General features: G+C 69.0%; 19 protein-coding genes and 1 other RNA gene. 12 read left to right on the forward strand and 8 right to left on the reverse strand.

The genetic code is table 11. From position 1 onward, the window contains the following. Window positions 1–11: 11 nt before the first annotated feature. The 4 genes from ABEA39_RS03300 to rnpB all read left to right on the forward strand — a co-directional run bounded on the left by ABEA39_RS03300 (window position 12) and on the right by rnpB (window position 3,336). A complete protein-coding gene (locus ABEA39_RS03300; RefSeq protein WP_345373174.1) occupies window positions 12–1,202 on the forward strand; it encodes a hypothetical protein in 1,191 nt (396 codons plus the stop codon). Then, window positions 1,199–2,014 carry a Nif3-like dinuclear metal center hexameric protein gene (locus tag ABEA39_RS03305; RefSeq protein WP_345373176.1) on the forward strand — a complete coding sequence of 272 codons (816 nt, stop codon included), beginning with the start codon at window positions 1,199–1,201 and terminating at the stop codon, window positions 2,012–2,014. The genes ABEA39_RS03300 and ABEA39_RS03305 overlap by 4 nt, the downstream gene beginning before the upstream one ends. Before the next feature lie 62 nt (window positions 2,015–2,076). Further along, entirely contained in the window at window positions 2,077–2,820 is a 744-nt protein-coding gene (locus tag ABEA39_RS03310) for a zinc ribbon domain-containing protein (RefSeq protein WP_345373958.1), read from the forward strand. 124 nt (window positions 2,821–2,944) lie between these two features. Continuing rightward, an RNA gene (gene rnpB, locus ABEA39_RS03315) (RNase P RNA component class A) lies at window positions 2,945–3,336 on the forward strand. A 165-nt stretch (window positions 3,337–3,501) separates the two neighbouring features. On the opposite strand, the gene ppgK is transcribed toward rnpB, so the two are convergent. Further along, complete coding sequence (gene ppgK / locus ABEA39_RS03320) at window positions 3,502–4,263, reverse strand: polyphosphate--glucose phosphotransferase (protein WP_345373178.1); 762 nt, start codon at window positions 4,261–4,263, stop codon at window positions 3,502–3,504. 50 nt (window positions 4,264–4,313) lie between these two features. After that, complete coding sequence (gene map, locus ABEA39_RS03325; RefSeq protein ID WP_345373182.1) at window positions 4,314–5,183, reverse strand: type I methionyl aminopeptidase; 870 nt, start codon at window positions 5,181–5,183, stop codon at window positions 4,314–4,316. 104 nt (window positions 5,184–5,287) lie between these two features. Between map and ABEA39_RS03330 the strand changes: the two genes are divergently transcribed. Next, window positions 5,288–5,467 carry an SPOR domain-containing protein gene (locus tag ABEA39_RS03330; protein ID WP_345373184.1) on the forward strand — a complete coding sequence of 60 codons (180 nt, stop codon included), beginning with the start codon at window positions 5,288–5,290 and terminating at the stop codon, window positions 5,465–5,467. On the opposite strand, the gene ABEA39_RS03335 is transcribed toward ABEA39_RS03330, so the two are convergent. Next, window positions 5,464–7,200 (reverse strand): NAD+ synthase, encoded by a 1,737-nt coding sequence (locus ABEA39_RS03335; RefSeq protein WP_345373186.1) that lies wholly within the window; start codon window positions 7,198–7,200, stop codon window positions 5,464–5,466. The two genes, ABEA39_RS03330 and ABEA39_RS03335, sit on opposite strands and share 4 nt — an antisense overlap. 91 nt (window positions 7,201–7,291) lie before the next feature. Between ABEA39_RS03335 and ABEA39_RS03340 the strand changes: the two genes are divergently transcribed. From ABEA39_RS03340 to ABEA39_RS03360, 5 genes are all read left to right on the forward strand, one after another. Next, complete coding sequence (locus ABEA39_RS03340) at window positions 7,292–8,629, forward strand: glutamine synthetase family protein (protein ID WP_345373188.1); 1,338 nt, start codon at window positions 7,292–7,294, stop codon at window positions 8,627–8,629. A gap of 14 nt (window positions 8,630–8,643) precedes the next feature. Continuing rightward, window positions 8,644–11,679: a bifunctional [glutamine synthetase] adenylyltransferase/[glutamine synthetase]-adenylyl-L-tyrosine phosphorylase gene (locus ABEA39_RS03345; protein ID WP_345373190.1), complete on the forward strand. Its 3,036-nt coding sequence runs from the start codon at window positions 8,644–8,646 to the stop codon at window positions 11,677–11,679. Between the two features lie 514 nt (window positions 11,680–12,193). Beyond that, complete coding sequence (locus ABEA39_RS03350) at window positions 12,194–13,813, forward strand: glycosyltransferase (RefSeq protein ID WP_425556901.1); 1,620 nt, start codon at window positions 12,194–12,196, stop codon at window positions 13,811–13,813. Window positions 13,814–13,826: 13 nt separating this feature from the next. Continuing rightward, the gene (locus ABEA39_RS03355; protein WP_345373194.1) at window positions 13,827–15,305 is read left to right on the forward strand and encodes a glycoside hydrolase family 26 protein; all 1,479 of its coding nucleotides are present in this window, start codon (window positions 13,827–13,829) and stop codon (window positions 15,303–15,305) included. A gap of 109 nt (window positions 15,306–15,414) precedes the next feature. Then, window positions 15,415–16,812 (forward strand): UDP-glucose dehydrogenase family protein, encoded by a 1,398-nt coding sequence (locus tag ABEA39_RS03360; protein WP_345373933.1) that lies wholly within the window; start codon window positions 15,415–15,417, stop codon window positions 16,810–16,812. A gap of 154 nt (window positions 16,813–16,966) precedes the next feature. Here ABEA39_RS03360 and glnA read toward each other — a convergent pair whose 3' ends face one another. Further along, entirely contained in the window at window positions 16,967–18,391 is a 1,425-nt protein-coding gene (glnA, locus tag ABEA39_RS03365) for a type I glutamate--ammonia ligase (RefSeq protein ID WP_345373196.1), read from the reverse strand. Window positions 18,392–18,532: 141 nt separating this feature from the next. On the opposite strand from glnA, the gene ABEA39_RS03370 reads away from it, so the two are divergent. After that, entirely contained in the window at window positions 18,533–18,958 is a 426-nt protein-coding gene (locus tag ABEA39_RS03370) for an RDD family protein (RefSeq protein WP_345373198.1), read from the forward strand. A 134-nt stretch (window positions 18,959–19,092) separates the two neighbouring features. On the opposite strand, the gene ABEA39_RS03375 is transcribed toward ABEA39_RS03370, so the two are convergent. Beyond that, entirely contained in the window at window positions 19,093–19,812 is a 720-nt protein-coding gene (locus ABEA39_RS03375) for a DUF4191 domain-containing protein (protein ID WP_345373200.1), read from the reverse strand. 123 nt (window positions 19,813–19,935) lie between these two features. On the opposite strand from ABEA39_RS03375, the gene ABEA39_RS03380 reads away from it, so the two are divergent. Then, window positions 19,936–21,213, forward strand: a complete 1,278-nt coding sequence (locus tag ABEA39_RS03380) for a hypothetical protein (protein WP_345373202.1) — start codon at window positions 19,936–19,938, stop codon at window positions 21,211–21,213. Window positions 21,214–21,224: 11 nt separating this feature from the next. On the opposite strand, the gene sucB is transcribed toward ABEA39_RS03380, so the two are convergent. The 3 genes from sucB to ABEA39_RS03395 form a co-directional block, all read right to left on the reverse strand. Then, window positions 21,225–22,754 carry a 2-oxoglutarate dehydrogenase, E2 component, dihydrolipoamide succinyltransferase gene (gene sucB / locus ABEA39_RS03385; protein ID WP_345373204.1) on the reverse strand — a complete coding sequence of 510 codons (1,530 nt, stop codon included), beginning with the start codon at window positions 22,752–22,754 and terminating at the stop codon, window positions 21,225–21,227. A 46-nt stretch (window positions 22,755–22,800) separates the two neighbouring features. Then, complete coding sequence (lpdA, locus tag ABEA39_RS03390; RefSeq protein ID WP_345373206.1) at window positions 22,801–24,174, reverse strand: dihydrolipoyl dehydrogenase; 1,374 nt, start codon at window positions 24,172–24,174, stop codon at window positions 22,801–22,803. A gap of 114 nt (window positions 24,175–24,288) precedes the next feature. Further along, window positions 24,289–25,791 carry a leucyl aminopeptidase gene (locus ABEA39_RS03395; protein WP_345373208.1) on the reverse strand — a complete coding sequence of 501 codons (1,503 nt, stop codon included), beginning with the start codon at window positions 25,789–25,791 and terminating at the stop codon, window positions 24,289–24,291. Between the last annotated feature and the right edge of the window lie 114 nt (window positions 25,792–25,905).

Consider the following 25,905-nt stretch of genomic DNA (forward strand, 5'->3'; position numbering starts at 1 on the left):
ACCATTCCGGCATGACCGAAGAGTGGGATGCGAGGGGGTCGAGCACCATGACCGCATTCCTCGAGCCGGAAGACGAGCAGACCGTCGACCGGACCGGCCATCGGACCGGGCCGCACTTCCCCGTGCCGCCGGAGCGTGCCTCCCTCGACGACGACGACCTGGTGCCGCTCGTCGCGCGCCACACGACCGACACCGCGACCATCGACCTCATCGGCATCCTTCAGGCGCAACTGCAGCTCCGGGCCGCCGAGGCCGCCAGCTTCCGCGCCTGGGAAGACCGGATGCGGCAGATCGGCACCGACGAGGCACTCGGAGAGGTCGAGAAGACCCGGCTGCGCTTCACGGGAGTGATCCCCGTCCAGGTCGCGCCCGGTCTGCTGAGCCTGTCCGACCTCGGTCAGGCCCGGGCCTCCGACGCGTCGAGCGCCTCGGCGCCCGCTCCTGCAGTCACGGCGGCGCCGTCGTCATCGTCCGAGGCCACCACGGACACCGCAACCACGGACACCGCCGCCGCGGAAGCCGCGGCCGCGGCCGTCCCCGTCGAAGTCCTCCCGCCCGGCACGCACCCCGACCTGCACGACCTCACCCGGCCCCCGACGCTCGACGACGAGCTGGCCGTCCTCGATCCCGAGCCGGTCGTGACGGGCGACGAGCCGGGGGATGCCCGACCCGGCGTGACTGCGCCGACCCCCGCCGCGTCGACCTCCTCGGTTCCGCCCCGCTCGCGGTCCCGAATCCTGGCCGGGGCCCTCGCCGTGCTCGCCGCCCTCGTCGTCGCGGCCTCGCTCCTCTTCGCCTTCGTCGGCGTCCCCATCGAACCGACCTCGATCCTCGTGGCCGTCGCCGTCCTCGGAGCCGCCTGGATCGGGCTCGTCGTCGGCCGCGTCGCCCTTCGGAGCCGCGCCGTCGGCGCCGCGCCGAAGTCCGCCCCGGTCACGCCCCGCACCGCCTGGGCTCTCGTCGTCGGCCTCGTGGCGGGAGTGGCCGTCGGTCAGGGCCTCGTCCTCTCGAGTGCGCCCGCCTTCACCTGGCAGGGCTACCTGGCACGAGCGCTCGGCATCCACGGCCTGACCTTCCCGGTGTCGGCCGTCGTCGGAGTCGTGGCGGCTCTGGTGGTCTCGTTCGTGGTCGTCGTGGTCGTCGAGCGGGCTCCGGCCGGCGCCGACGACGCCGGGAGCACGCCGCTAAACTCGCAGGCGTGACCTCACTCGAAGCGGTCGGCGCCGTCGTCGAAACCCTCTGGCCCCTGGCCGGCGCCGAAAGGTGGGACGCCCCCGGCCTGCTCGTCGGAGATCCCCGAGCCGAGGTCTCCCACATCCACCTGGCCGTCGACGCCGTGCTCGACACCGTCGACGAGGCCGTCGAGCTCGGGGCCGACCTGTTGCTCGTGCACCACCCGCTCCTCCTCCACGGCGTCAAGACCGTTTCCGAGTCGACGACCAAGGGCGCCGTCATCGCACGGCTGATCCGGGGCGGCACGGCCCTCCTCGCCGCGCACACCAACGCCGACGTCGTCGAGACCGGCACCTCTCGCGTCCTGGCGCACCAGCTCGGCCTCGTCGATCAGCGGCCCCTCGAGCCCGCCGCAGGAGGCACGACGGGCCTCGGCATCGTCGGTCGAGCCGCACAGCCCCTGACGCTGGTCACTCTCGCACGCCTCCTCACCGACGTCCTGCCGCCGACCGCCGGGGGAGTCCGGGTCGCCGGCGATCCCGATCGCGTCGTCGAGTCCATCGCCCTCTGCGGGGGTGCCGGCGACTCGTTCCTCGGCCACCCGGAGGTGCTGGGCGCGGACGTGTACATCACCAGCGACCTCCGGCACCACCCCGCCTCCGACGCGCGCGAGCTCATGCTCCTGGGCCGCGGGCCGGCTCTCGTCGACATCTCGCACTGGGCCTCCGAATGGCTCTGGCTCGACACGGCGGCCGCGCAACTGCGGCTCGCCCTGCCCGAAGTCGAGGTCACGCTCAGCGATCTGCGCACCGACCCGTGGGACTTCGCCGTGGTCCGCTGACCGGCCCCGTGCATCCCGCGTTCTCAGGCCTCTCCCGTCCGCCTTCTCAGTAAGTGAGCCCCATGCCCCTCTTGAAAGCCAGCCCCGCCGACCAGGCCCTGCTGCTCGACCTGCAGACCCTCGACACGTCGGTCCAGCAGCTCGCGCACCGCACCCGCAGCCTCCCGGAGATCGCCGAGATCGCGGCCATCGACAAGCAGACGCAGGCGCTCCGCGTCCGGCTCACCGCCGAAGAGGGCACTTTCGAGGACGCCCGCCGCGAACTCACGCGCATCGAGTCCGACGTCGAGATCGTCGAGACCCGGGTCAAGCGCGATCGCGACCGACTGCAGACGGCGACGTCGACGAAGGACATCCAGGCGCTCGAGGGCGAGTTGGCAGCTCTCGCCAACCGTCAGAGCGACCTCGACGACATCCAGCTCGAGGTGATGGACCGCGTCGAGCAGCACGGCGCGGTCGTCAGCGCCACGCAGGCCGAGATCGACGAGCTGGCCGTCCGGCGTGCCGCGGCCGAAGCCTCGAAGGAGGCCGGGCTCGTCACCATCGAGGGCCAGCGGCAGCACGCGATCGCCGACCGCGCCACCCTCGCGGCCAAGGTGCCCGCCGACCTGCTGGCGCTGTACGAACGGCAGCGCGACCGCTACGGCGTCGGCGCCTCGCACCTCCGCGCGGGTGTCTCCAGCGCCAGCGGCGTCGCGCTCAACGGCAACGACCTCGCAGCCGTGAGGGCCGCGGCTCCCGACGACGTGCTGCTCTGCCCGGACAGCCAGGCCGTCCTGGTCCGGACCGCCGAGTCCGGCATCTAGTCCGACCCGCCCGGCGTCTAGTCCGACCGACGGGCGTCGACGGCGCGAGAGCGGGGGATGCACGACCCGCGCCTCGGCCCGGGGCGAAGCCGTGCATCCCACCCTCTAGACTCGTCCAGGCGAATGGGTCGGCAAGACGGTCGCGTCGCGCGCCTTTCGGGGTGTGCGCCGAGGAACGTCCGGGCTCCACAGAGCAGGGCGGTGGGTAACACCCACCCGGGGCGACCCGCGAGAAAGTGCAACAGAGAGCAGACCGCCACGCAGCTCTTCTTCGGAAGGGCGGCGGGGTAAGGGTGAAACGGCGGTGTAAGAGACCACCAGCGGTTCGGGTGACCGACCGGCTATGTAAACCTCGCCCGGAGCAAGGTCAGACAGGGAACGCTCGAGGCGGCTCGCCGAGTTCCCGGGTAGACCGCTGGAGCGCTGCGGCAACGTAGCGCCGAGATAGATGGCCGTCCACGGCGGCGTGCGTGCACGTCGCCCGGACAGAACCCGGCGTAGCAGCCGGCCCATTCGCCCCGTATTTGTTTTGGTCGAATGAGCCGACCCGTCACACGTCTTTCCTGGCGAGTGACGGGTCGGCCCATTCGCCCCGTATTTGTTTTGGTCGAATGGACCCGCCCCTCCACCCACCTGGTGGGTGAAGGGGCGGGCCCGTCCGGTTCCGGCTTCGCCGATGCCTCAGAACGCGGGCTTCGACTCCGACGCCAGGGCGGCGGCACCGAGGATGCCCGCGTTGTTGCGCAGCTTCGCCGGCACGATCTCGGCGCGCAGGTCGAGCAGGGGCAGGAACTCCTCGTACTGCTTCGACACCCCGCCGCCGACGATGATCAGCCGCGGGTAGAGCAGCGCCTCGAGACGCGAGTAGTACTTCTGCAGGCGCTTGGCCCAGTGCTTCCAGGAGAGGTCGTCGCGTTCCTTCGCCGCGAACGACGCCTTCGTCTCGTAGTCCTTGCCCTCGATCTCGAGGTGGCCGAGCTCGGCGTTGACGATCAGCACGCCGTCGTTCAGCAGGGCGGTTCCGATGCCGGTGCCCAGCGTGGTCATGATGACGAGGCCCTTCACGCCCTTGGCGGCCCCGTAGCGGCCCTCGGCGTAGCCCGCGGCGTCGGCGTCGTTCACGAAGTGGATGGGGCGCCCCAGGGTCTTCTCGAAAAGCTTCTCGGCCTCGAAGCCGATCCACTTCTTCGAGACGTTGGCGGCGGAGAGCGTCTTGCCGTCCATGATGGCGGCGGGGAAGCAGACGCCCACGTGCAGGTCGGCGTCGGTCACCTTCAGCTCGTCGATGACTTCTTTGACGACGGCGGCGATCGCCTCGGGCTCGCCGCCCTCGGGGGTCGGCTTCTTGATCCGGTCGGTGAGGAGTTCCCCGGAGTCGACGTCGACCACGGCGCCCTTGATGCCGGTGCCGCCGATGTCGATTCCCACTGCTCTGTTAGCCACGTGCGTTGCCTCTCTGAAGGGTTCGGGGGACGGGTGCGAGCCGGGTGGCTCTACGCCTCGTAGGGGGTGAGGATCTCGGCACCGCGTTCGGTCACGACCAGCGTGTGCTCGAACTGCGCGGTGAGCGACTTGTCGCGGGTGGAGACGGTCCACTCGTCGGGCCAGATGTCGGCCTCGATGCCGCCGAGGGTGAGCATCGGCTCGATCGTGAAGACCATCCCGACCTCCATGACGTCGTCGTACTGCGGGGCGTCGTAGTGGGGGATGATCAGCCCGGAGTGGAACGCGCGCCCCACCCCGTGCCCGGTGTAGTCGCGCACCACGCCGTAGCCGAAGCGCTTCGCGTACATCTCGATCGCGCGGCCGATCACGTTGACCTGACGGCCGGGGGCGACGGCCTTGATGCCGCGGTCGAGGGCGAGCTTGGTGCGTTCGACGAGGTCGCGAGCCTCTTGCGAGCCCTCGCCGACGACGAACGTGCGGTTCGTGTCGCCGTGCACGCCGTTCTTGAAAGCCGTGATGTCGAGGTTGACGATGTCGCCCTCGACGAGGACGGTGTCGTCGGGGATGCCGTGGCAGATGACCTCGTTGACCGACGTGCAGACGGACTTCGTGAAGCCGCGATAGCCGAGCGTCGAGGGGTAGGCGTCGTGGGCCACGATGTAGTCGTGCCCGATGCGGTCGAGTTCGTCGGTGGTCACGCCCGGGACGATCGCCCGGCCCACTGCGGTGATGGCGTCGGAGGCGATGCGCCCGCTCTGCCGGATGAGCTCGATCGTCTCGGCGTCGTACACGTCGCCGTCGGTGTACTCGGCCGGGGCCGCCTTGCCGACGTACTCGGGACGGGGGATGGACGAGGGGACCGGACGCTGCGCTGAGATCCGGCCGGGGGTCAGATGACCGTGCGAATCCCGGGGCATGCCCACCAGCTTAGAGGTCGACGTGGGATGCCGGTGTCCCCTCGAGCGGGCGCCGCCGGGTGATGCGCGGGGCCGGCCCGCTGTCGCCGCAGTACGCTCGCAGCATGGCTGATGAGCAGTGGTACTACAACACGAAGACGCACGCGGTGGAGCAGGGCATGGTCTCGCCCGCGGTCGACCGGGCGGGGCCGTATGCGACCCGCGAGGAGGCCGAGCACGCCCTCGCCCAGATCAAGGCGAACAGCGAGAAGTGGGCCGCCGAAGACGCGGCCGAAGACCGCTAGAGCGCGCTCGGCCGGTACGTGATCGGCAGGCGCCGGTCGCGACCGAAGGCCATGCCCGAGATCTTCGGGCCGATGGCGCCCTGGCGGCGCTTCCATTCGGAGCGATCCACCAGTTTGGTCACGTCGGCCACGACCTGGGCGTCGTAGCCGAGGGCCACGACGTCGGCGACCCCGAGCGCCTTCGTGATGTAGGCGTCGAGGATTCCGTCGAGGATCTCGTACGGCGGCAGGGTGTCCTGGTCGACCTGGCCTGGGCGGAGCTCGGCCGATGGCGGCTTCGTGATCGAGTTCTCCGGGATGGGCCCGCGCTCGCCCCTGGCTTCGGAGAAGGAGTTGCGCCACCGCGCCAGCTCCCAGACCATCGTCTTCGGGACGTCTTTGATCGGGGCGAAGCCTCCGACCGAGTCGCCGTAGATGGTGGAGTAGCCGACCGAGAGCTCGGTCTTGTTGCCCGTCGTGAGCACCAGGTGCCCATCGAGGTTCGACAGCCCCATCAGGATGAGCGCGCGGGCGCGTGCCTGGACGTTCTCGGCGGCGAGACCGGTCAGCTTCAACTGGCGCTCGAAGGGCTCCACCAGGTCGGCGATCGCCTCGGTCGAGTAGTGCACGCCGATCCGCTCGGCCACGTCGTCGGCGTCGCTGCGGGAGTGGTCGGACGACCACTGCGACGGCATCGAGACGCCGTAGACGCGGTCGCCGCCGAGGGCGTCGGCCGCGATGGCGGCGCAGACGGCGGAGTCGATGCCGCCGGAGAGGCCCAGGATGACCGACTTGAAGCCGTTCTTCTCCACGTAGTCGCGGGTGCCGACCACCAGGGCGTTCCAGAGCTGCTCGCGATCGTCGAGGAGTTCGGCGATGTCGGGTGCCAGCGCGTCGAGCGGGCCGACGCCGCGGGCGTCGACGTCGACCCGTCGGATGCCCGCGGGAAGGGCGCGACCGGACGATGCCTCGGGATCGAGGTCGACGACCAGCAGGTGCTCCTTCCACTGCGGAGCACGGGCGAGGATCGCGCCGGAGCCGTCGACCACGACGCTGTCGCCGTCGAAGAGGAGGTCGTCTTGGCCGCCGACGATGTTGACGTAGGCCACGATCGTGTCGTTCTCGGTGGCGCGGTGGGTGACGAGGGGGAGTCGCACCTCGTCTTTGTCCGCCACGAACGGGCTGGCGTTCACAACGAGGAGGAGCCCGGCGCCGGCCTCCATCACTCGACCGACGGGGCCGCCGTCGCGCCAGAGGTCTTCGCAGATGATGAGGGCGACGTCGATGTTCTTGACCCGGACGACGAGGAGCTCGTCGCCGGGGATGAAGACGCGGTACTCGTCGAAGACCGAGTAGTTCGGCAGGTGGTACTTCGCCGTCGTGGTGACGACCCGCCCGCCCTGCAGCACGCTGGCGCAGTTCTTGGCGATGGCCGTCGGAGCGTTGGACGTGTCGAGCAGCCGCGGCTCGAACGGGCCGTCCGGATGGCCGACCACCACGGCGAGGTCGCCGAGGCCCTCCTCGGCGAGACGAGACGCAAGACGCTCGACGGCTGCCCTCGACGACTTGAGGAAGCTGGGGCGGCTCGCGAGGTCTTCGATCGGGTAGCCGGTGATGCTCATCTCACCGGTGGCGAGGAGGTCCGCCCCCGCCTCTCGGGCCGCGCGAGCGGCTTCGACGATCTGGTCTGAGTTGCCCGCGAGATCTCCCACGATGGGGTTGGTCTGAGCGAGCGCCAAGCGGAGTCGGGGCATGTCCACTAGCCTACTGATGACCTCGAATCGTGCCGCGCGTCCACCGCCGGACAGCCGCGATCCGGGCCGAGATGACATCGAAAGGGGATGTGTGGACAAGCAGACCGACTTCGTTCTTCGCACGATCGAAGAGCGAGGCATCAAGTTCATCCGACTCTGGTTCACCGATGTCATCGGCACGCTCAAGTCCGTCGCGATCGCGCCGGCCGAGGTCGAGGGCGCCTTCGCCGAGGGCGTGGGCATCGACGGCTCGGCGATCGAGGGCCTGACGCGTTCGTTCGAGGCCGACGTCCTCGTGCATCCCGACCCCACGACCTTCCAGATCCTGCCCTGGCGGGGCACCGAAGACCCGACCGCCCGCATGTTCTGCGACATCGCGACACCCGACGGTCAACCCGGCGTGGCCGACCCCCGCAACGTCCTCAAGCGCACCCTGGCGCGAGCCGGCGACCGCGGCTTCACCTTCTACACGCACCCCGAGGTCGAGTTCTACCTGCTCAAATCGTCGAAGTTCGGCCCCGACGGCCCCGAGCCGGTCGACCAGGCCGGCTACTTCGACAACGTGCCCGGCGGCACGGCTCACGACTTCCGTCGTCGCAGCGTGCGCATGCTCGAAGACCTCGGCATCTCGGTCGAGTTCAGCCACCACGAGGCGGGCCCCGGCCAGAACGAGATCGACCTCCGCTACGCCGACGCGCTCACCATGGCCGACAACATCATGACCTTCCGCACGGTCATCAAAGAGGTCGCGATCGAGCAGGGCGTCTATGCGACCTTCATGCCCAAGCCGCTGCAGGGTCACCCCGGGTCCGGCATGCACACCCATCTCTCGCTCTTCGAGGGCGACGCCAACGCGTTCTTCGAGGCGGGTGCCGAGTACCAGCTCTCGAAGATCGGCCGTCAGTTCATCGCCGGCCTCCTCAAGCACGCTCCCGAGATCACCGCCGTCACCAACCAGTTCGTCAACAGCTACAAGCGCCTGTGGGGCGGCGACGAGGCCCCGAGCTTCGTCACCTGGGGCCACAACAACCGCTCCGCCCTCGTGCGCGTGCCGTTGTACAAGCCCAACAAGGGGCAGTCGAGCCGGGTCGAGTACCGCGCGATCGACAGCGCCGCGAACCCGTACCTCGCCTTCTCGCTGCTGCTGGCCGCGGGGCTCAAGGGCATCGAAGAGGGCTACGAGCTTCCGGCCGAGGCCGAGGACAACGTCTGGAGCCTGAGCGACGCCGAACGGCGCGCTCTCGGCTACAACCAGCTGCCGGCCAGCCTCGACCACGCCCTCTCGATCATGGAGGACAGCGAACTCGTCGCCGAGACCCTTGGTGAGCACGTCTTCAACTACGTGCTGAAGAACAAGCGCCGCGAGTGGCGCGAGTACCGGGCGCAGGTCACCCCGTTCGAACTCCGCTCCAACCTGGAAATGCTCTAGCAGCAGGTCGCGCCATGCCCCGAACCGCCACTGCCCTCACGGATCTGGCGCGTTTCGGTTTCGCCGAGCTCCGTGCGAGTCGCGACCTGCTCGACGCGCTCGTCGAACGCGAGCCGGCGGTCGAGGGGCTGCTCCCGACCCTGTCGCGGAGTGCCGATCCCGATCAGGCCCTGGTCCGTCTCGAGCGTCTCTTCGAGCGGGCGCCGGCCGAGGTCTCCGCGCTCCTCGGGTCGCCGGGGGCGTCGGGTCTCGGGCCGATCCTCCCCGGAACCCCCTTCGACACGGGGATGCACGCCTCGTTCGAAGACGCCGCCGGTCCGGGCGACCGCCTCGTGCTCGTGCTGGGCGCCTCCGAGGGGCTGGCCGAGTTCCTGGTCCGTCGGCCGGAGGCGCTCGAAGCCCTCCGCAGCAAGATCCGGACCGTCCCCTCGCAGGCCGACTACGAACGGCTCTTCCTCGACGCGGTCGAGGGACTGACCGGAGACCCCGCTCGCACGGCGCTCCGGGTGGCCTACCGCACCCACCTCGTCGCCCTCGCCGCCTACGACCTCTCCCTCTACGACCCCGTCGCCGGCTTCGACCTCGTGGCAGCGGCCCTGTCCGACCTCGCCGGGGCGGCCCTCGAAGCCGCCCTCGACGTCGCCCGTCGCGAGGTCGCCTTCCCCGCCGACGAGGTGCGCGCGACACGCCTCGCGATCCTCGCCATGGGCAAGGCGGGGGCTCGCGAGCTCAACTACCTGAGCGACGTCGATGTCGTCTACGTGGCCGACAGCTCCGACGAGGCCCTCGTCTCGAGCGGGCGGGCAGTCGAGATCGGCACGAAGCTCGCCATGCACACCATGCGGGTGCTCTCCGACCTGGCACCCGAACCCGCCCTGTGGGAGGTCGACGCGAATCTCCGCCCCGAGGGCAAGAACGGCGCGCTCGTCCGCACCCTCGCATCCCACGTGGCCTATTACGAGCGCTGGGCCAAGTCGTGGGAGTTCCAGGCTCTGCTCAAGGCCCGCCCGATCGCCGGCGACCGCGACTTGGGTGACGACTACGTGAAGCGTCTGGCGCCGCTCGTCTGGTCCGTCGCGTCCACCGAGAACTTCGTCGAGTCGACCCAGAAAATGCGCGAGCGGGTGGTCAGCCACATCCCCGCCGATCAGGTCGACGTGCAGCTGAAGCTCGGGCCCGGCGGTCTGCGCGACATCGAGTTCACGATGCAGCTCCTCCAGCTCGTGCACGGGCAGTCCGACGAGTCCATCCACCAGCGGTCGACGCTCGGCGCTCTCGGCGCCCTCGCCCGCGAAGGCTATGTCGGACGAGCCGAGGCGGCCGAATTCGATCGCGACTACCGCGAGCTGCGCCTTCTCGAGCACCGGATCCAGCTCACGCGGATGCGCCGAACCCATCTCATGCCGACGGACGACGCCGAGCTGCGCATCCTCGCCCGCGGCACCGGCCTGGCCACGAGCGCCGAAGGGCTCCGTGAACACTGGCGGGCCATCAAGCTGCGGGTGCGGCGTCTGCACGAGCGCCTCTTCTACCGTCCGCTCCTCAGCGCCGTGGCGCGCCGTCCGGAGGAGGACCTCGCCCTCACCACCGATTCCGCGGTCGCCCGTCTGGCGGCCATCGGCTTCCGCGACCCCCGGGGTGCGTTGGCGCACATCGCCGCCATGTCGACCGGGGTGTCGAGGCGGGCCACCATCCAACGCCACCTCCTGCCCGCGATGCTGCAGTGGTTCGCCGAGGGCACCGACCCCGACCTCGGGCTGCTGGCGTTCCGCCGTCTGAGCGACAAACTGGGGGAGAGCTACTGGTATCTCCGCATGCTGCGCGATTCGTCGGGCGCCGCACAGCGTTTGACCACCGTCCTCTCCAGCTCGCGATTCGCCGCCGACCTCCTCGAACGCATCCCCGAGGCCGCTCTGTGGCTCGAGAGCGACGACGACCTGAAGCCCCGCACCCTCGAGGCGCTGCTCGACGAGGGCGCGGCGACCCTGGCCCGCCACGACGATCCGGCGGCGGTGGCCCAGATCCTCCGCGCGTCGCGGCGACGCGAGATCCTCCGGCTGGCCCTCGGAGCGATCGTCGGCGTCCTGAGCATCGGCGAGCTCGGAACGGGGCTGTCGACGATCACGACGGCCGCGATCTCCGGCGCCTTGGCGCTCGCGCGGCGCGGCGACGATTCGGGTTCCGAGTTCGCCGTGATCGCGGTCGGCCGCTACGGGGGAGAAGAGCTGGGCTTCGGGTCCGACGCCGACATCCTGTTCGTCCACCGCTCCGATCCGGCCGACTCCGCGGCGCAGGCCCGGGCCACCCGCATCGTGGCCGACCTCCACCGCTTCACCGACGACGCCCTCGTCCCCTTCGACCTCGACGCCGATCTCCGGCCCGAGGGCAAGAACGGCGTCGTCGTCCGGTCGCTCGACTCCTACGCCAGCTACTACTCGCGGTGGGCGCTCACCTGGGAGGCCCAGGCGCTGCTGCGCGCTCGCCCCGTCGCCGGCGACGAGGCCCTTCAAAGGGATTTCGCGGCCCTCGCCGACACGGTCCGCTACCCGCCCCGCCTGTCCGAACAGGACGCACGCGAGGTCAAGCGGATCAAAGCCCGGGTCGAGTCGGAGCGGCTACCCAAGGGGGCCGAGCCGTCCCGCCACCTCAAGCTCGGGCGCGGCTCTCTGAGCGACGTCGAATGGTTCGTGCAGCTGCTCCAGCTCCAGAATGCCCATCGGGTGCCGGGTCTGCGGACCCCCTCGACCCTCGACGCCCTCGAGGCCGCAGTCGAAGCGGGCCTGGTCGCGGGCGACGATGCGGCGAAGCTCCGTGCCGCCTGGATCATCGCCTCGCGGGCCCGCTCCGCAGTCATGCTCTGGACCTCGCGCACCAGCGACGTGCTGCCGACGGACCGGCGCCAACTCGAGGGCGTCGCGCGCCTGCTCGAGTACCCGCCCGGCTCGGCCACCCAGCTCGAAGAGGACTACCTCGCCACTACGAGGCGCGCCCGGCACGTCTTCGAGGACGGCTTCTACGGCGTGGAGAAGTCGCCCGACCCTTCGGTCTGACCCCATCGCACGACACGCGTCCTGCCGCGACACGCCCGAGAACGCATCAGTTCGGAAAGTTGCCCGAACCACCTGTGTTCGTACCCCGAATAATCCCCTTGTCACCCGAATCAGATGTCCGGTTCATTACGGGTGAGTGACTTCCTCATCACCCACCCCGCGAACGGGGGCCAGGCCACTCTCGCGACCGATCATCCGCCGAAGCTGAGAACGAGGGATGCACAGACGCGGCCCTCAACAGGTATTTCGTTGGTCGTTCCCAGCTTTCCGAATGTCGCTGTTCGGCCCGGAACGGAGATCTCAGAACTGCAGACCTTCCGGAAAAACCGTGGTCGGCCTTTAGTACGACACGAAAGAGGGGACAGGCGTGTACCCCGATGCCCACTTCGGGTGCCTCCCGGACGGGGTTGGTTGAGGTGTCCCCGATCCTCGACTAGACATTGGACTACCCGAACGCCCCTTTCCCCAATGATGCGGAAGCCACTTCTTACCAACTCCCCATCGAGGCGGCATCGTGCTCACGTTCATCCTTCAAATTCGACACATGGTCAACGGCCATCCGCAGGTCTACCTCTTCAGCGTCTACTCGATCATGATCTGGGTCCTGTGGATCATCAAGGTCGTCATCTCGCGGAACTACCGGCCCTTCACCGGCACGTTCACCGGCACCACCAGCGTGGTGGTTCCCGTCGTCGACGAGCCGGAAGACCTCTTCCGCGACGTCATCGGGCGCATGGTCGAGCAGGGCCCAGGCGAGATCATCGTCGTCATCAACGGCAAGCCGAACCCGGTGCTCGAGGCCATCTGCGAGGACTTCGCGCCGCTCGTCCGCTGGACGCACACGCCCATTCCGGGCAAGCGGAACGCGGTCATGATCGGCACCGAGCTCAGCCGCGGCGAGATCACCGTGCTCGTCGACTCCGACACCGTCTGGACCCCGGGCACGCTGTCCGAGCTCGTCAAGCCGTTCGCCGAGGCCAACATCGGCGGCGTCACGACTCGTCAGCGCATCCTCGAGCCGGAGCGCAGCTGGATCACCCGTTGGGCCGACTGGCTCGAGAACAGCCGAGCGCTGTACTCCATGCCTGCGCAGAGCGTCCTCGGCCAGATCGGCTGCCTCCCCGGCCGCACCATCGCCTTCCGTCGCGAGATCCTCGTGCGGGTCATGGACAAGTTCATGACCGAGAAGTTCATGGGCGTCTTCCTCGAGGTCAGCGACGACCGGACGCTCACGAACCTCACGCTCAAAGAGGGCTACCGCACCGTGTACCAGTACACGAGCCTCTGCTACACGGACGCGCCCCTCAAGGTCAAGAAGCTGTTCAAGCAGCAGCTCCGCTGGGCCCGTGGCAGTCAGTACAACACTCTCCGCATGATGCCGTGGATGCTCGGACACGCTCCGATGCTGGCGTTCTTCTTCGCGATGGACATCATCCTGCCGTTCGTCCTGCTGGGCGTCGTCGGTGGCTGGATCTTCGACGCGGTGACGCACCGCGGAGTCAACCTCTACATGGGGATCCTGCACGACTACGGCTTCAAGTCGGGCATCATCGCGATCGTCGCCCTGATGGTGGTCTCCTCGGTGCTCAGCATGGCCATCCGTCAGATGCGGCACCTCTCCGAAAAGCCGGGCGACTTCCTCCGACTCCCCGTCTTCATCATCGTCTCCACCTTCTTCCTGATGCCGATCCGCATCCTCGGCTTCTTCCGCATGGGTCACTCGGCCGGCTGGGGAACCCGCGCCGGTGCCTACGACGGAGGAGTCGTGACCGAGGAGGTCCACGAGGTCATCGAGACCCGACAGGCCGCACAGGCGGCTCCGTTGGACGCGCTCGAAGCGCAGTTCCGTCAAGAGCCGGCCGCCCTCGGCACTCCCGGCTTCGACCAAGCGGTCTATGCGGAAGCCCGCATCGAGGAGATGGAGGCCGACGGAATCGACACGCTGTTCGACTTCGGCTCCTCGGAGTACCCGGCGGCGGGGACAGTGCTCGTCAAGAGCCGCCGCAGCACCAAGGTCGCCCAGACCGTACCCAAGAAGGCCGTCGCACCCCGTCGACGCCTGAACCCCAAAGCCGGATGGCCGTACCTGATCGGTGCGATCATCCTCGTCCTGGAGGCTCTCTTCATTGTCTGAGTACAACGAGACCATGATCACCCCCCTCTCGCAGGGTCGGTCGTTCTGGACCACCGGTAAGAAGAACCGTCGGAAGACGGCGCTCGGAGCGACGACCATCGTCGTGCTCCTCGCCCTCATCAGCTGGCTGGTGTGGATGTCGCCCAGCGACAACATCGTCCGGAAGGCCGTCTCCGACGTGGTGCAGCCGATTGCCGGCGATGCAACCTTGAAGAGCGATCGCGCGAACCTGCTGTCCCAGCTCGTCTCGTCGAAGTCGGCGATGTCGAACCAACAGGCCGAACTCGCGAAGATCAAAGCCCAGTTGGCCGCCGCGAACGGAAAATCGACGGCTCTCCAGCAGCAGCTGTCGGCAGCCTCGGCGGCCGAATCAGCCGCCGAAGGAAAGGCCGCGTCGCTCTCCGCGCAGGTCGCGGCCGCGGGATCCCACGCGGGCACCGCGAAAGCCGTCACGCCGGCCAAGTCGACCACGGCCGCGGTCGGTCCCGTCGTCCCTCAGGCGGGCACTCTCGACTCGCTCATCCACCCTGCGTCGCGACAGTTCGGGTTGTACACCGACCAGTCGCCGTTCAACTGGGCGGAGAACGACCTCGTCGCCTCCGACCTCAGCGCGCAGCCGAGTATCGCCGGCTACTTCCAGGGATGGGACACAGACTTCCGGGCCGACGCCGTCCAGCGGGCCTGGGCCAAGGGAGAGACCCCGCTTCTCACCTGGGAGTCGCAGTCCAACTCGTCGTCGACCACCACGACGGCCAATCAGGCCGCCTACTCGCTCGGCAACATCATCAACGGAAACTTCGACGCGTACCTGAAGAAGTACGCCGACGACATCGTCGCGAACGGGCAGCCCCTCGGCATCCGTCTCGACCAGGAGATGAACGCGAACTGGTACCCCTGGGGAGAGGGCGCGAACGGCAACAGCAAGGGTCAATTCGTCCTGATGTGGCAGCACGTGCACGACATCTTCGCCGCCGAAGGCGCCAACGCCTACGTGGACTGGATCTGGGCCCCCAACCGCGTCGACGGCCTGAGTGCCGCCAACGGCATGCAGAAGGAGTCCTACCTCCTGAGCTTCTACCCGGGAGACGCCTACGTCGACCAGGTCGGCATGTCCGCCTACCTTCGTCCGCCGTACTCGACGGGTGAGACCTACTCGTTCGACCACACCTTCGGCACGACGCTGACTCAGCTCCGGGACATCGCCCCGGGCAAGCCGATTCTCCTCGCGGAGACCGGGGCGTCCGAGATCGGCAACCAGAAAGCGGCCTGGATCACCAGCCTCTTCACGGCCCTCTCGAACCCCGTAAACAACGACATCGTCGGCGTCGACTGGTTCAACCACGTCGTCACCTCGACCACGTCGGGAGTCCAGTACACGAACGACTGGCGGATCCAATCGTCGAACGGTTCGATCGCCGCCTTCAAGTCCGGACTCGCGCTCGTGGCGTCCAATCCACAGGCATTCCAATTCGCACTGAAACCCGTGTCCTGATGAGCACGCATTCGCACCCGTTCCTCCCTATCCTCGATATCACGACCCTCGACACCAGGAGCCACTCATGAGCACTCCCAAGAAGAACGATGGCAAGGCTTTCGACCCCATGGACGAGACGACGATCCCCGTCGAGGGCTTGAAGCCCCGGATCAGCGTCATCGGCACCGGCTACCTCGGTGCGACGCACGCTGCGGCCATGGCCGAGCTCGGCTTCGACGTCATCGGCGTCGACACCGACCCGACGAAGGTCGACGCGTTGAGCGCCGGTCGCGTGCCCTTCCACGAGCCCGGCCTTCCCGAGCTCATCCTCAAGCACGTCGGCACCGGCCGCCTGCGCTTCACGTCCGACCTCGCCGACGCCGTGGCCACCAGCGACGTCCACTTCATCTGCGTGGGCACCCCGCAGCGTCGAGGCAGCCACGCCGCCAACCTCACCTACGTCGAGGCGGCCACCAAGGCCGTCGCCGAGGCCCTGAGCCACGACGGCCTGATCGTGGGCAAGTCGACGGTCCCGGTCGGCACAGCGGCCCGCCTCCGGGGCATCGTCGCCGACGCCAAGCCGGCCGGCGTCGACGCCTCCGTGGTCTGGAACCCGGAGTTCCTCCGCGAAGCCCACGCGGTCGAGGACACCCTCCGCCCGGACCGCCTCGTCTTCGGCGGGACCGACGCCAAGAGCGAGGCCCTCCTGCGCACGATCTACGCCGAGTCGATCTCCACGGGTACGCCGGTCATCTCCTGCGATCTGGCCACGGCCGAACTCGTCAAGGTCTCGGCCAACGCGTTCCTCGCCACCAAGATCTCGTTCATCAACGCGATCAGCGAGCTCTGCGAGGTCGCCGGAGCCGACGTGTCCGTCCTGGCGGACGCCCTCGGCCACGACGACCGCATCGGCCGCAAGTTCCTCAATGCCGGCCTCGGCTTCGGCGGCGGCTGCCTGCCGAAAGACATCCGGGCCCTGATGTACCGCGCCAACGAGCTCGGTGCCACCCGCGTCGTGGGCCTCATGCAGGAGGTCGACGAGATCAACATGCTGCAGCGCCAGCGCGTCATCGACCAGGCCATCGACGCCTGCGGCGGCTCGGTGCTCAACCGCAAGATCGCGGTGCTCGGTGCGGCGTTCAAGCCCGACACCGACGACGTCCGCGACTCGCCGGCGCTGAACGTCGCCGCGGCGCTCCACCTCCGCGGTGCTCGCGTCCTCGTCGTCGACCCCGAGGCGTCGAACACGGCCGCCCTGCAGTTCCCGACCCTGTCGTTCGCCGACAGCCTCGACGAGGCCGTGACGGACGCCGACGTGGTCCTGCTGCTGACGGAGTGGCCCGTCTTCGTGAACGCCGACCCGGTGCACCTCGCCGAGCTGGCGGCGAACCCGGTCGTCCTCGACTCGCGCAACGCCCTCGACAAAGAGGTGTGGTCGAGTGCCGGCTGGGAGGTCCGTCCCCTCGGTGGCAAGATCGTGCAGCGCAAGGGGCGCAGCTACCAGGGCGTGAACCTTCCCGCGTAGCCCGACCCGAGCATCCCCCGCTCCCTCTCGGCGGCCCCGGCATTCGTGCCGGGGCCGTCGTCGTGCACTCGGTGTGAACGGCCCACAGGAGAGCCCCAGGGCATGAGAAAGGCCCCACCTGCCTGCAGGTGGGGCCTTCGTGATGCTCGGTCGACTAGACGCCGAAGTACATCTCGAACTCGAACGGGTGGGGACGCTGCGCCATGGGCAGGATCTCCTTCTCGCGCTTGTACGAGATCCAGGTCTCGATCAGGTCTTCGGTGAACACGTTGCCCTTGGTGAGGAACTCGTGGTCGGCCTCGAGGGCGGCAAGCGCCTCCTCGAGAGAGCCGGGGACCTGAGGGATGCCCTTGGCCTCTTCGGGCGGAAGCTCGTAGAGGTCCTTGTCGACGGGCTCGTGCGGCTCGATGCGGTTCTGGATGCCGTCGAGGCCGGCCATCAGCTGAGCGGCGAACGCGAGGTACGGATTCGAAGCGGCGTCGGGGACGCGGAACTCGATGCGCTTGGCCTTGGGGTTGGTGCCCGTGATCGGGATGCGGATCGCAGCCGAGCGGTTACCGGCCGAGTAGACCAGGTTGACGGGAGCCTCGAAGCCCGGGATCAGGCGGTGGTACGAGTTGATCGAGGGGTTGGTGAACGCCAGGACGGCGGGGGCGTGCTTGAGCAGGCCGCCGATGTACCAACGGGCGAGGTCGGAGAGCCCGCCGTAGCCGTTCTCGTCGTAGAACAGCGGCGAGCCGTCGTTCCAGAGCGACTGGTGCGTGTGCATACCCGAGCCGTTGTCGCCGAAGAGCGGCTTCGGCATGAAGGTCGCGACCTTGCCCCACTGCTCGGCTACGTTCTTGACGATGTACTTGAACTTCAGGATGTCGTCCGCGGCGTGGACCATCGTGTCGAAGCGGTAGTTGATCTCCTGCTGACCACCGGTGCCGACTTCGTGGTGCGCGCGCTCGAGGATGAGACCCGAGTCGATCAGCTTGAGGCTGATGTCGTCGCGGAGGTCGGCCGTCTTGTCGACCGGCGAGACCGGGAAGTAGCCGCCCTTGTAGGGCGTCTTGTTGGCGAGGTTGCCGCCCTCTTCTTCGCGGCCCGAGTTCCAGGCGCCCTCGATGGAGTCGACGAAGTACGAGGAGCTGTTCTGCTTCACTTCGTAGCGGACGTCGTCGAAGATGTAGAACTCCGCCTCGGGGGCGAAGAACGCGGTGTCGGCGATGCCGGTCGAGGCGAGGTAGCGCTCGGCCTTCTTGGCGACCTGACGCGGGTCGCGCGAGTAGAGCTCGCCGTTGCGCGGGTTGAAGATGTCGAACACCAGGATGAGCGTGCGCTCTTCGCGGAACGGGTCGACGTAGCCCGTGGTGACATCGGGGATGAGCTGCATGTCCGACTCGTGGATCGACGCGAAGCCGCGGATCGAGGAGCCGTCGAAGAGCTGACCGACGGAGAAGAACTCTTCGTCGACCGTGGATGCGGGGATGTTGAAGTGCTGCTGAACACCGGGAAGATCGGTGAAGCGAATATCAAGGAACTTGACGTCAGTGTCCTTGATGAACTTGAGCACCTCGGAAGAATCAGTGAACATACGCGATGTCTCCAATGGGCGTGGAACATGGGTGGATAGCAGGACGTATCCACCGTTGAGGCTATTGAGCAGCCGTTTCCACCCGGTGTCGCCTTTGTTTCCGGCATGTTACGCGTAGCCGGCCTCGGTAGGCTCGGGGGCATGCCCGCACGCCCTCCGTACATCCCGCCCGAGCCGAAGAAGGGCACGCCGTACCCCGGCTACGACTTGGGGTTGCCGGAGAAGGGGCCGCGGTCGCTGGGGCGGCTGGGCCGCCGCGTCCTCGGGCTCGCCATCGACTGGCTCATCGCGGTCATCATCTCGGCGGCGTTCTTCCACTACGGCGGTCTCGCCACACTGATCGTCTTCGCCGTCGTGCAGATCGTGTTCCTGATCACGCTGGGCGGCACCCCGGGTCACCTGATCCTGCGCATGCGCGTCACCCCGCTTGCCGGCGGGCGTCTCGGCTGGTGGCGTCCGATCGTCCGGACGGTGCTCATCTGCATCGTGATCCCCGCGGTCATCTACGACCAAGACCAGCGCGGGCTGCACGACCGGGCGGTCGGCACGATCCTGGTGCGCGTCTAGCACCTGTCGGCGGGGCTCCCGGGGATGCACCGCCAGGCCCCGCCGGGAACGACGAAGGCCCCGCCGCAGAAGCGGCAGGGCCCTCGTGTCACGCGGCGCCTCTGTGAGGCGGCGTCTGTGTCAGGCAGGAGCGATCAGCGCGGACGACCCGAGCGGACCCGCATGGGGTCGACGCCCTTGGGGATCGGCAGCCCGTTCTGACCGAGCGAGCCGAGGCGGTTGCTCACGGCGAGGATCTCGTCCTTGCCGATGGCCTTCTTGACCTTGTTCATGCGGCCGGCGAGCTTGTAGAGGGGGATCGCGTCGGCGTCGGGCCCGACGCTGAGCACGGTGATCGGAACGCCGGGAGTGATGCGCGCGACCTTGCGGCGCTCCTCGTCGACGATCTTCTGCGTCTGGCCGCGGCTGCCCTCGGTCACGAGCACGACACCGGGACGGCCGACGGCCCGGTACACGGCGGCCTGGGTGCGGCCGTTCACGGCGACGGGCATCTCGCTCGCACGCCACTGCCGACGGAGGCCGCTCTTGAAGACGGCACCGACCGCACCGGGCTCGCCCTCGATCTGCGCGTACGCGGCCCGCTCGGCGCGGCGGCCCAGCACGATGAGGAACAGGAGGACACCGGCGAGCACCCCGACGACGATGTACAGGATGAAGCTCAGGATCGCCCCGCCGGATAGCGCGAACGCGAGAGCGACGCCGATGAGGACGGGGACGAGGAACGCCGCCGCCATCCACCAGATCGCCATCGAGTCGTACCGACGGGTCATGTTGAAGACCTGGACCATCTGTTTGATGCGTCCGGGCTCTTTCGCTGTGGGAGCTGCGCTCTCCGAAGACTTGCTGCGTGCCATGGACACAAGGATACGGGCATTCGCGTCCGCCACGTCCTCTCCACCGGTTCGCCCTCGGCGGAGTTGTCCACCGCTGAGACCACCGGGGCCCCGCACCGACGAGACGAGGGCCAGAATCGCGGGATGCACCCGCCCCACGCCTTCGACGGACACGGGGCCGACCGCGCCTCGACGGTCCTGCTCGCGTGCTTCGACCACGACCACGTGGCGCGTCTCGCGGGCGTCGAGCCCTCGGGGGTCTTGACCGTCAGCCCCGGTCCCGGACGGGAATCGGTGGCGTCGTGGCTCGATCGACGCGGCACCATCGAAGCGGGCGAGACGGTCACCCTCCTCGTGCCGCTGCTCCGCGCCCTGCTGCATCTGGCCCGTCGAGGCCTCGACGCCCGGGTCGACGTCGTCTCGACGATCACCTTCGCCGACATCGTCCTCGACGACCGCGGCGCTCCCGTCGTGCGGCGGCTGTCGTCGCCGTCGCCGTCGTCCTCTGCTGCGTCGTGCCCTGCCCCGTCGTCCGCCGCGCCCCCGTGGGTCGGCCTCGAGAGCCGTGCCCGCAGCGTCGCGGCCCGTCTCACGCGGGAGGCCCTGTCCCGCACCCAAGGCGGGGCCCCCGCGGCCCGGTCCGCCCTCGACACCCTCGTTGCGGACTCCGACGTGGGCAGCGCATCCGAGGCTCTCGAGATCGACGAGCTCATCGAGGTGCTGCTCGAGCTCGCCGTGCCGCTTCCCCTGGCGAGTCACGGCGTCGAGGTGCAGACGGACGCGCGGCAGGCCGCAGGCCAGAGCACGGACGAGCGGGTGGGGGAGACGGTTCGGGGTCGGCTGCGTGCATCCCTCGCGGCCGTCCGACCCCGTGTCTGGCTGATGGCGGCTGTGGTGGCCGTCTCGATCGTCGGCGGCGTGGTGGTGCTCGGTCGGCAGGGCGAGTCCGGGGTGGCGCAGACGATCGCCTCGGAAACACCCGCTCCCGCTGGTCCGCGGCCCCTGCCCTCGGGCCCCGCGCCGTCCGGCTCGTCACCGGCGGGGTCCGCGTCGCCGATACCCTCGTCGCCGTCCGGGTCGGACGACCAAGGAGTCCTGCAGGGTGACGACGCCGCCGCCGCGACCGCCCTGCTGCTGCAGAGGCGCGCGGCGTGCCTCACGGCGCTCGACAGTGAGTGCCTTGCGGCGGTCGATCAGGCGGGGTCGCCGGCGGAGACCGTCGACACGGCTGCGGTCGAGGCTCCCGGCCTTCTGACGCAGGTGCCTGTCGACGTCGCCGTGGGCGAGGAGACGAATCGTCTGGGCGGGGGAGTGCTGTTCCGGGCGATCACCGGCAACGACGAACCGGCCTCGGTCTTGGTGATCAAGACCGGGGCCGGTTGGCGCCTTCGCGACGTGCGTGTCCTCACGAACACGGGGTGACGCGGGTGGGGCTAGATGCCGAGCTTGCCCTGGAAGTCGCCGCCTTCGAGGCGGTTCTTCACCGCGACGAGGAAGCGGGCGGCGTCGGCGCCGTCGACGATGCGGTGGTCGTAGGAGAGGGCCAGGTAGACCATCGAACGGATCGCGATCGACTCGGAGCCGTCGGCCGTGATGACGACCGGCTTCTTGACGACGATGCCGGTGCCGAGGATGGCCACCTGCGGGAGGAACACCACCGGGGTGTCGAACAGCGCACCGCGCGAGCCGGTGTTGGTCACCGTGAAGGTGCCGCCGGACAGCTCGTCGGGGGTGAGCTTGTTATCGCGCGTGCGACCGGCGAGGTCGGCGATCGACGCGGCCAGACCGGCCAGGTCGAGGTCGGCTGCGTTCTTGATCACCGGGGTGAGCAGGCCGCGCTCGGTGTCGACCGCCATCGAGATGTTCTCGGTGTCGGGGTAGACGATGGAGTCGCCGTCGACGGTGGCATTGAGCTTCGGGTAGGCCTGGAGGGCCTCGGCCGCAGCGAGCGTGAAGAACGGCAGGAACGACAGCTTGTTGCCGGTCTTGGCGAGGAAGTCGCCCTTCACCGCGTCGCGGAACTTCGCGACCTTGGTGACGTCGACCTCGACGACGCTGGTGAGCTGAGCCGTCTGCTGCATCGACTCGACCGCGCGGGCCGCGACGACCTTGCGAAGGCGGGTCATCGGCACCGTGGTGCCGCGCAGGTCGGAGACCGGCAGGGGCACGTAGGCGCTGGAGGCGGCGGGCGCAGAAGCGGCCGGTGCCGTGGCGGCCGGTGCGGCTGCCTTGGCGGCCTCGGCCGCGGCCAGCACGTCCTCCTTGCGGATCCGACCGCCGACACCACTGCCGACGACGGTCGACAGGTCGACGCCCTGCTCGTTGGCGAGCTTGCGCACCAGAGGCGTGACATAGCCCACGGGGCCACCGGACGGAGCCGAGGCGGCGGCCGAAGCAGCGGGAGCCGGAGCCGCGGTCGGAGCCGGTGCGGCGGCCGGAGCCGGGGCAGCGGGGGCGGCGGCGACGGGCGCGGGCGCCGCCGGGGCGGGGGCCGCAGCAGCAGGAGCCGGGTCGACGGCCGGAGCCGGCGCAGGCGGGGTCTGGCTCTCGTTCTCACCCGGAGCCGGAGCGGCGTCGGAGGGGACCTCGGCCGATTCGTCTTCGGGGGCGGGGCTCTGGTAGCCGGGCTCGCTGTCCGCGGCCGCCGGGGTCTCCTGGGCGGGCTCGGCCTCGGGTGCCGGCTCAGCGGCAGCAGGGGCCTCGTCGGCCGGGGCCGGTGCGGAGCTGCCGTCGCCGATCTTCACGAGGGCGGTCCCGACCTCGACGGTCTCGTCCTCCTGGACGAGGATCTCCTCGATCACACCCGCGATCGGCGAAGGGATCTCGGTGTCGACCTTGTCGGTCGAGACCTCGAGCAGAGGCTCGTCGACCTCGACCCGGTCGCCGACGTTCTTCAACCAGCGGGTGACCGTGCCCTCGGTGACACTCTCTCCGAGTGCCGGGAGGTTGACGGATTCGCTCATCAGTGGAACTCCATGTCTCTAAAAATCTCAGTGGAAGGGAAGGGGATTACATCGCGTGGAGCGGCTTGCCGGCGAGTGCCAGCATCGCTTCGCCCAGCGCTTCGTTCTGGGTCGGGTGCGCGTGGATCAGGGGCGCGATGTCTTCGGGGTAGGCCTCCCAGTTGACCGCCAACTGAGCCTCTCCGATGAGCTCGCCGACGCGGGCTCCGATCATGTGCACCCCGACGACGGGACCGTCGACGACCCGCACGACCTTGATCGAACCGGCCGTGCCGAGGATCGAGCTCTTGCCGTTGCCTGCGAGGTTGTAGTCGTACGACGAGATCTTCTCGGCGCCGTACTTCTCGGTGGCCTTGGCGGTCGTGAGACCCACCGAGGCGACCTCGGGGTCGGAGTAGGTGACCTTGGGGATGTTGGCGTCTTCGACGACGATCGGCTTCAGTCCGGCGATCTCTTCGGCGACGAAGATGCCCTGCTGGAAGCTGCGGTGCGCGAGCTGCAGGCCGGGGACGATGTCGCCGATGGCGTAGACGCCGGGGACGTTCGTCGCGAGGCGCTCGTTCGTGAGCACGAACCCGCGGTCCATGGTCACGCCGACCTCTTCGTAGCCGAGGTCGTTCGTGACCGGGCCGCGGCCGACGGCGACGAGGAGGATGTCCGCGTCGAACGTCTTGCCGTCTTCGAGGGTGACGTGGACGCCGTTGTCGTCCTGGGTCACGCTCTGGAAGCGGATGCCCAGCGAGAAGGCGATCCCGCGCTTCTTGAAGGCCCGCTCGAACGACTTGGAGATGGATTCCTCCTCGTTCGGAACGAGGTGGGGGAGCGCCTCGATGATCTGCACCTCGGCGCCGAAGGACTTCCAGACGCTGGCGAACTCGACGCCGATCACACCTCCGCCGAGGATTGCGACACGGTTCGGGATGTAGTCGAGCTCGAGAGCGTGCTCGCTCGTGATGACCCGGCCGCCGATCTCGAGGCCGGGAAGGCTGCGCGAGTACGAGCCGGTGGCGAGGATGACGTTCTTGCCGACGATGGTGTCGTCGCCGACCTGCACGGTGCTCGGCGACGTGAGCCGACCGGCACCGGTGATCGTCGTGATCCCGCGCGCCTTGACCAGACCCTGGAGGCCCTTGTACTTGTGCTCGACGATGTCGCGACGGTAGGTCGTGACGGCGGCGATGTCGATGCCGTGGAAGTCGGTGTTGACCCCGTACTTCGACGACTCGCGCGAGACGTCGGCGACCTCGGCCGAGTGGAGCAGCGCCTTGGTGGGGATGCAGCCGCGGTGGAGGCAGGTGCCCCCGACCTTGTCCTTCTCGATCAGAGCGACCGACAGGCCCAGCTCGCTCGCCCGGATGGCTGCGGCGTAACCGCCACTGCCGCCTCCGAGGACCACCAGATCAAAATTCTGTTCCGACACTCAGCAACTCCCTCGTGCTTTCGGATTCGGCTGCCCACCCTCGGCGCGGATCACGACACACGAGAGGGCCGAACAGCCCTTCTTCGGCGAGTTTCTCCCGCCCCGACGACCCTACTACGCCACCGAAAAACTGGCGGCCAGGTCGATGAGCGTGCGGACCGTGACTCCGGTCGGGCCCTTGGTCGTGAACCCGTAGCCGCCGGCCTTGTTCTCGCTCGGCCCGGCGATGTCGAGGTGGGCCCAGGGGATCAGCTCGTCGCTGCCCTCGCGGGTGCCGACGAACTCCTTCAGGAACACCCCGGCGAGGAGCATGCCCGCAGCCGAGTTGCCCGGCGTCGCGTTGACGAGGTCGGCCACGTCGGACTTGAGTCGAGCCTTCAGCTCGGGTGCCAGGGGCACGCGCCAGAACGGTTCGGAAGCCTTGTCGGCGAGGTCGACGACGAGCGGGGCGAGATCGTCGGTCCCCATCACGCCGGTGTAGCGCATCCCCAGGGCGACGACCTGGGCCCCGGTCAGGGTGGCGACGTCGACGATGGCGTCGGGGTACTCCTCGCTGGCGGCCGAGATGCCGTCGGCCAGGACGAGGCGGCCCTCCGCATCGGTGTTCGTGACCTCGACGGTGGTGCCGTTCTTGATCGTGAGCACGTCGTCGGGGCGGATCGGGTCGGCACCGAGCATGTTCTCGGAGAGGCACATCCACGCCGTCAGCTTGACGGGCAGGCCGAGGTCGGCCGCGGCGAGCGTGACGGCCATCACGGTGGCAGCGCCGGTCATGTCGTACTTCATGCCGACCATGGAACCGGCCGGCTTGAGCGAGAGCCCGCCCGTGTCGTAGGTGATCCCCTTGCCGACGAGTGCCAGGTGCTTCGTGGCGCCGGCCGGCGCATAGACCACCTTGACCAGGCGAGGCCCGCGGGCGGACCCCTGCCCGACCCCGACGATCCCGCCGAAACCACCCTCGCGCAGGTCGTCGCCCGCCAGGACCGTCACGGTGACCTCGCGCGTCTCGGACAGCTTCACGGTCGCGTCGGCCAGAGCCTCGGGCGAGAGGTCGATCGGCGGCGTCGCGACGAGGTCGCGCACGGTGTGCACGGCCGTGGCGACGGCCACGGCCTTCGAGACGACGGAATCGGGGATGCTCGTGCCCGTCACGAGGACGACCTCCTCGACCGCCTTCCGCACGTCGCCCGCCGTCGCCTTCCTGTAGGTGTCGAACGAGTACGCGCCGATCGCCGCTCCCTCGAGCACTGCGAGAGCCTCGGCCTCGTCGGCGACGGGTAGCGCGACTCCGATGCGCGCCGTGCCCGCGAGCTGACGGACGGCCGAACCGGCGGCGTAGCGCAGCGTCTCGACGCTCGGGGCCGCCCCCAACCCGATCAGGGCGATCGAACCGGCCGTGACGGCGAGTCCGTCGAGGCTCGACGCCGGGAAGCGCGTGAGCTCGTCCTTGCCGCCGGAGACGCCCAGCGCCTTCAACTGCGCGGCGAAGACCGGTGCGTCCCAGAGGAGGCGCGGCGCGTCGGCTCCCTTCTCGGCCGGGAGGACGCCGAGGACGAGGACATCCACGTCGAGGGACTCGGGAGCGGACGAGGAGACGGAGAGGGAGGGAACGGTCATGGGATCGATCGTATCGACGCGGGCCCGTGCATCCCCCGCGCCGACTCGGTCTCGGTGACGGTGTGTTCGCTCAGGGCTTGCCGGGCCCGGGCGTGCCGCGCGGGCTCGATGCCT

Origin of the sequence: Frondihabitans cladoniiphilus, from assembly GCF_039544345.1 — a bacterium.
In the GTDB taxonomy this organism is placed as follows: domain Bacteria; phylum Actinomycetota; class Actinomycetes; order Actinomycetales; family Microbacteriaceae; genus Frondihabitans; species Frondihabitans cladoniiphilus.

Bases quoted from the DNA above. Each gene is read 5' to 3' on its own strand.
- ABEA39_RS03330 (WP_345373184.1), top strand. From the start codon at position 5,288: ATGGCTGATGAGCAGTGGTACTACAACACGAAGACGCACGCGGTGGAG.
- glnA (WP_345373196.1), bottom strand. From the start codon at position 18,391: ATGTTCACTGATTCTTCCGAGGTGCTCAAGTTCATCAAGGACACTGAC.
- ABEA39_RS03310 (WP_345373958.1), top strand. From the start codon at position 2,077: ATGCCCCTCTTGAAAGCCAGCCCCGCCGACCAGGCCCTGCTGCTCGAC.
- ABEA39_RS03300 (WP_345373174.1), top strand. From the start codon at position 12: ATGACCGAAGAGTGGGATGCGAGGGGGTCGAGCACCATGACCGCATTC.
- ABEA39_RS03380 (WP_345373202.1), top strand. From the start codon at position 19,936: ATGCACCCGCCCCACGCCTTCGACGGACACGGGGCCGACCGCGCCTCG.
- ABEA39_RS03370 (WP_345373198.1), top strand. From the start codon at position 18,533: ATGCCCGCACGCCCTCCGTACATCCCGCCCGAGCCGAAGAAGGGCACG.
- ABEA39_RS03375 (WP_345373200.1), bottom strand. From the start codon at position 19,812: ATGGCACGCAGCAAGTCTTCGGAGAGCGCAGCTCCCACAGCGAAAGAG.
- ABEA39_RS03395 (WP_345373208.1), bottom strand. From the start codon at position 25,791: ATGACCGTTCCCTCCCTCTCCGTCTCCTCGTCCGCTCCCGAGTCCCTC.
- ABEA39_RS03335 (WP_345373186.1), bottom strand. From the start codon at position 7,200: ATGCCCCGACTCCGCTTGGCGCTCGCTCAGACCAACCCCATCGTGGGA.
- ABEA39_RS03360 (WP_345373933.1), top strand. From the start codon at position 15,415: ATGGACGAGACGACGATCCCCGTCGAGGGCTTGAAGCCCCGGATCAGC.
- ABEA39_RS03345 (WP_345373190.1), top strand. From the start codon at position 8,644: ATGCCCCGAACCGCCACTGCCCTCACGGATCTGGCGCGTTTCGGTTTC.
- sucB (WP_345373204.1), bottom strand. From the start codon at position 22,754: ATGAGCGAATCCGTCAACCTCCCGGCACTCGGAGAGAGTGTCACCGAG.
- map (WP_345373182.1), bottom strand. From the start codon at position 5,183: ATGCCCCGGGATTCGCACGGTCATCTGACCCCCGGCCGGATCTCAGCG.
- ABEA39_RS03355 (WP_345373194.1), top strand. From the start codon at position 13,827: ATGATCACCCCCCTCTCGCAGGGTCGGTCGTTCTGGACCACCGGTAAG.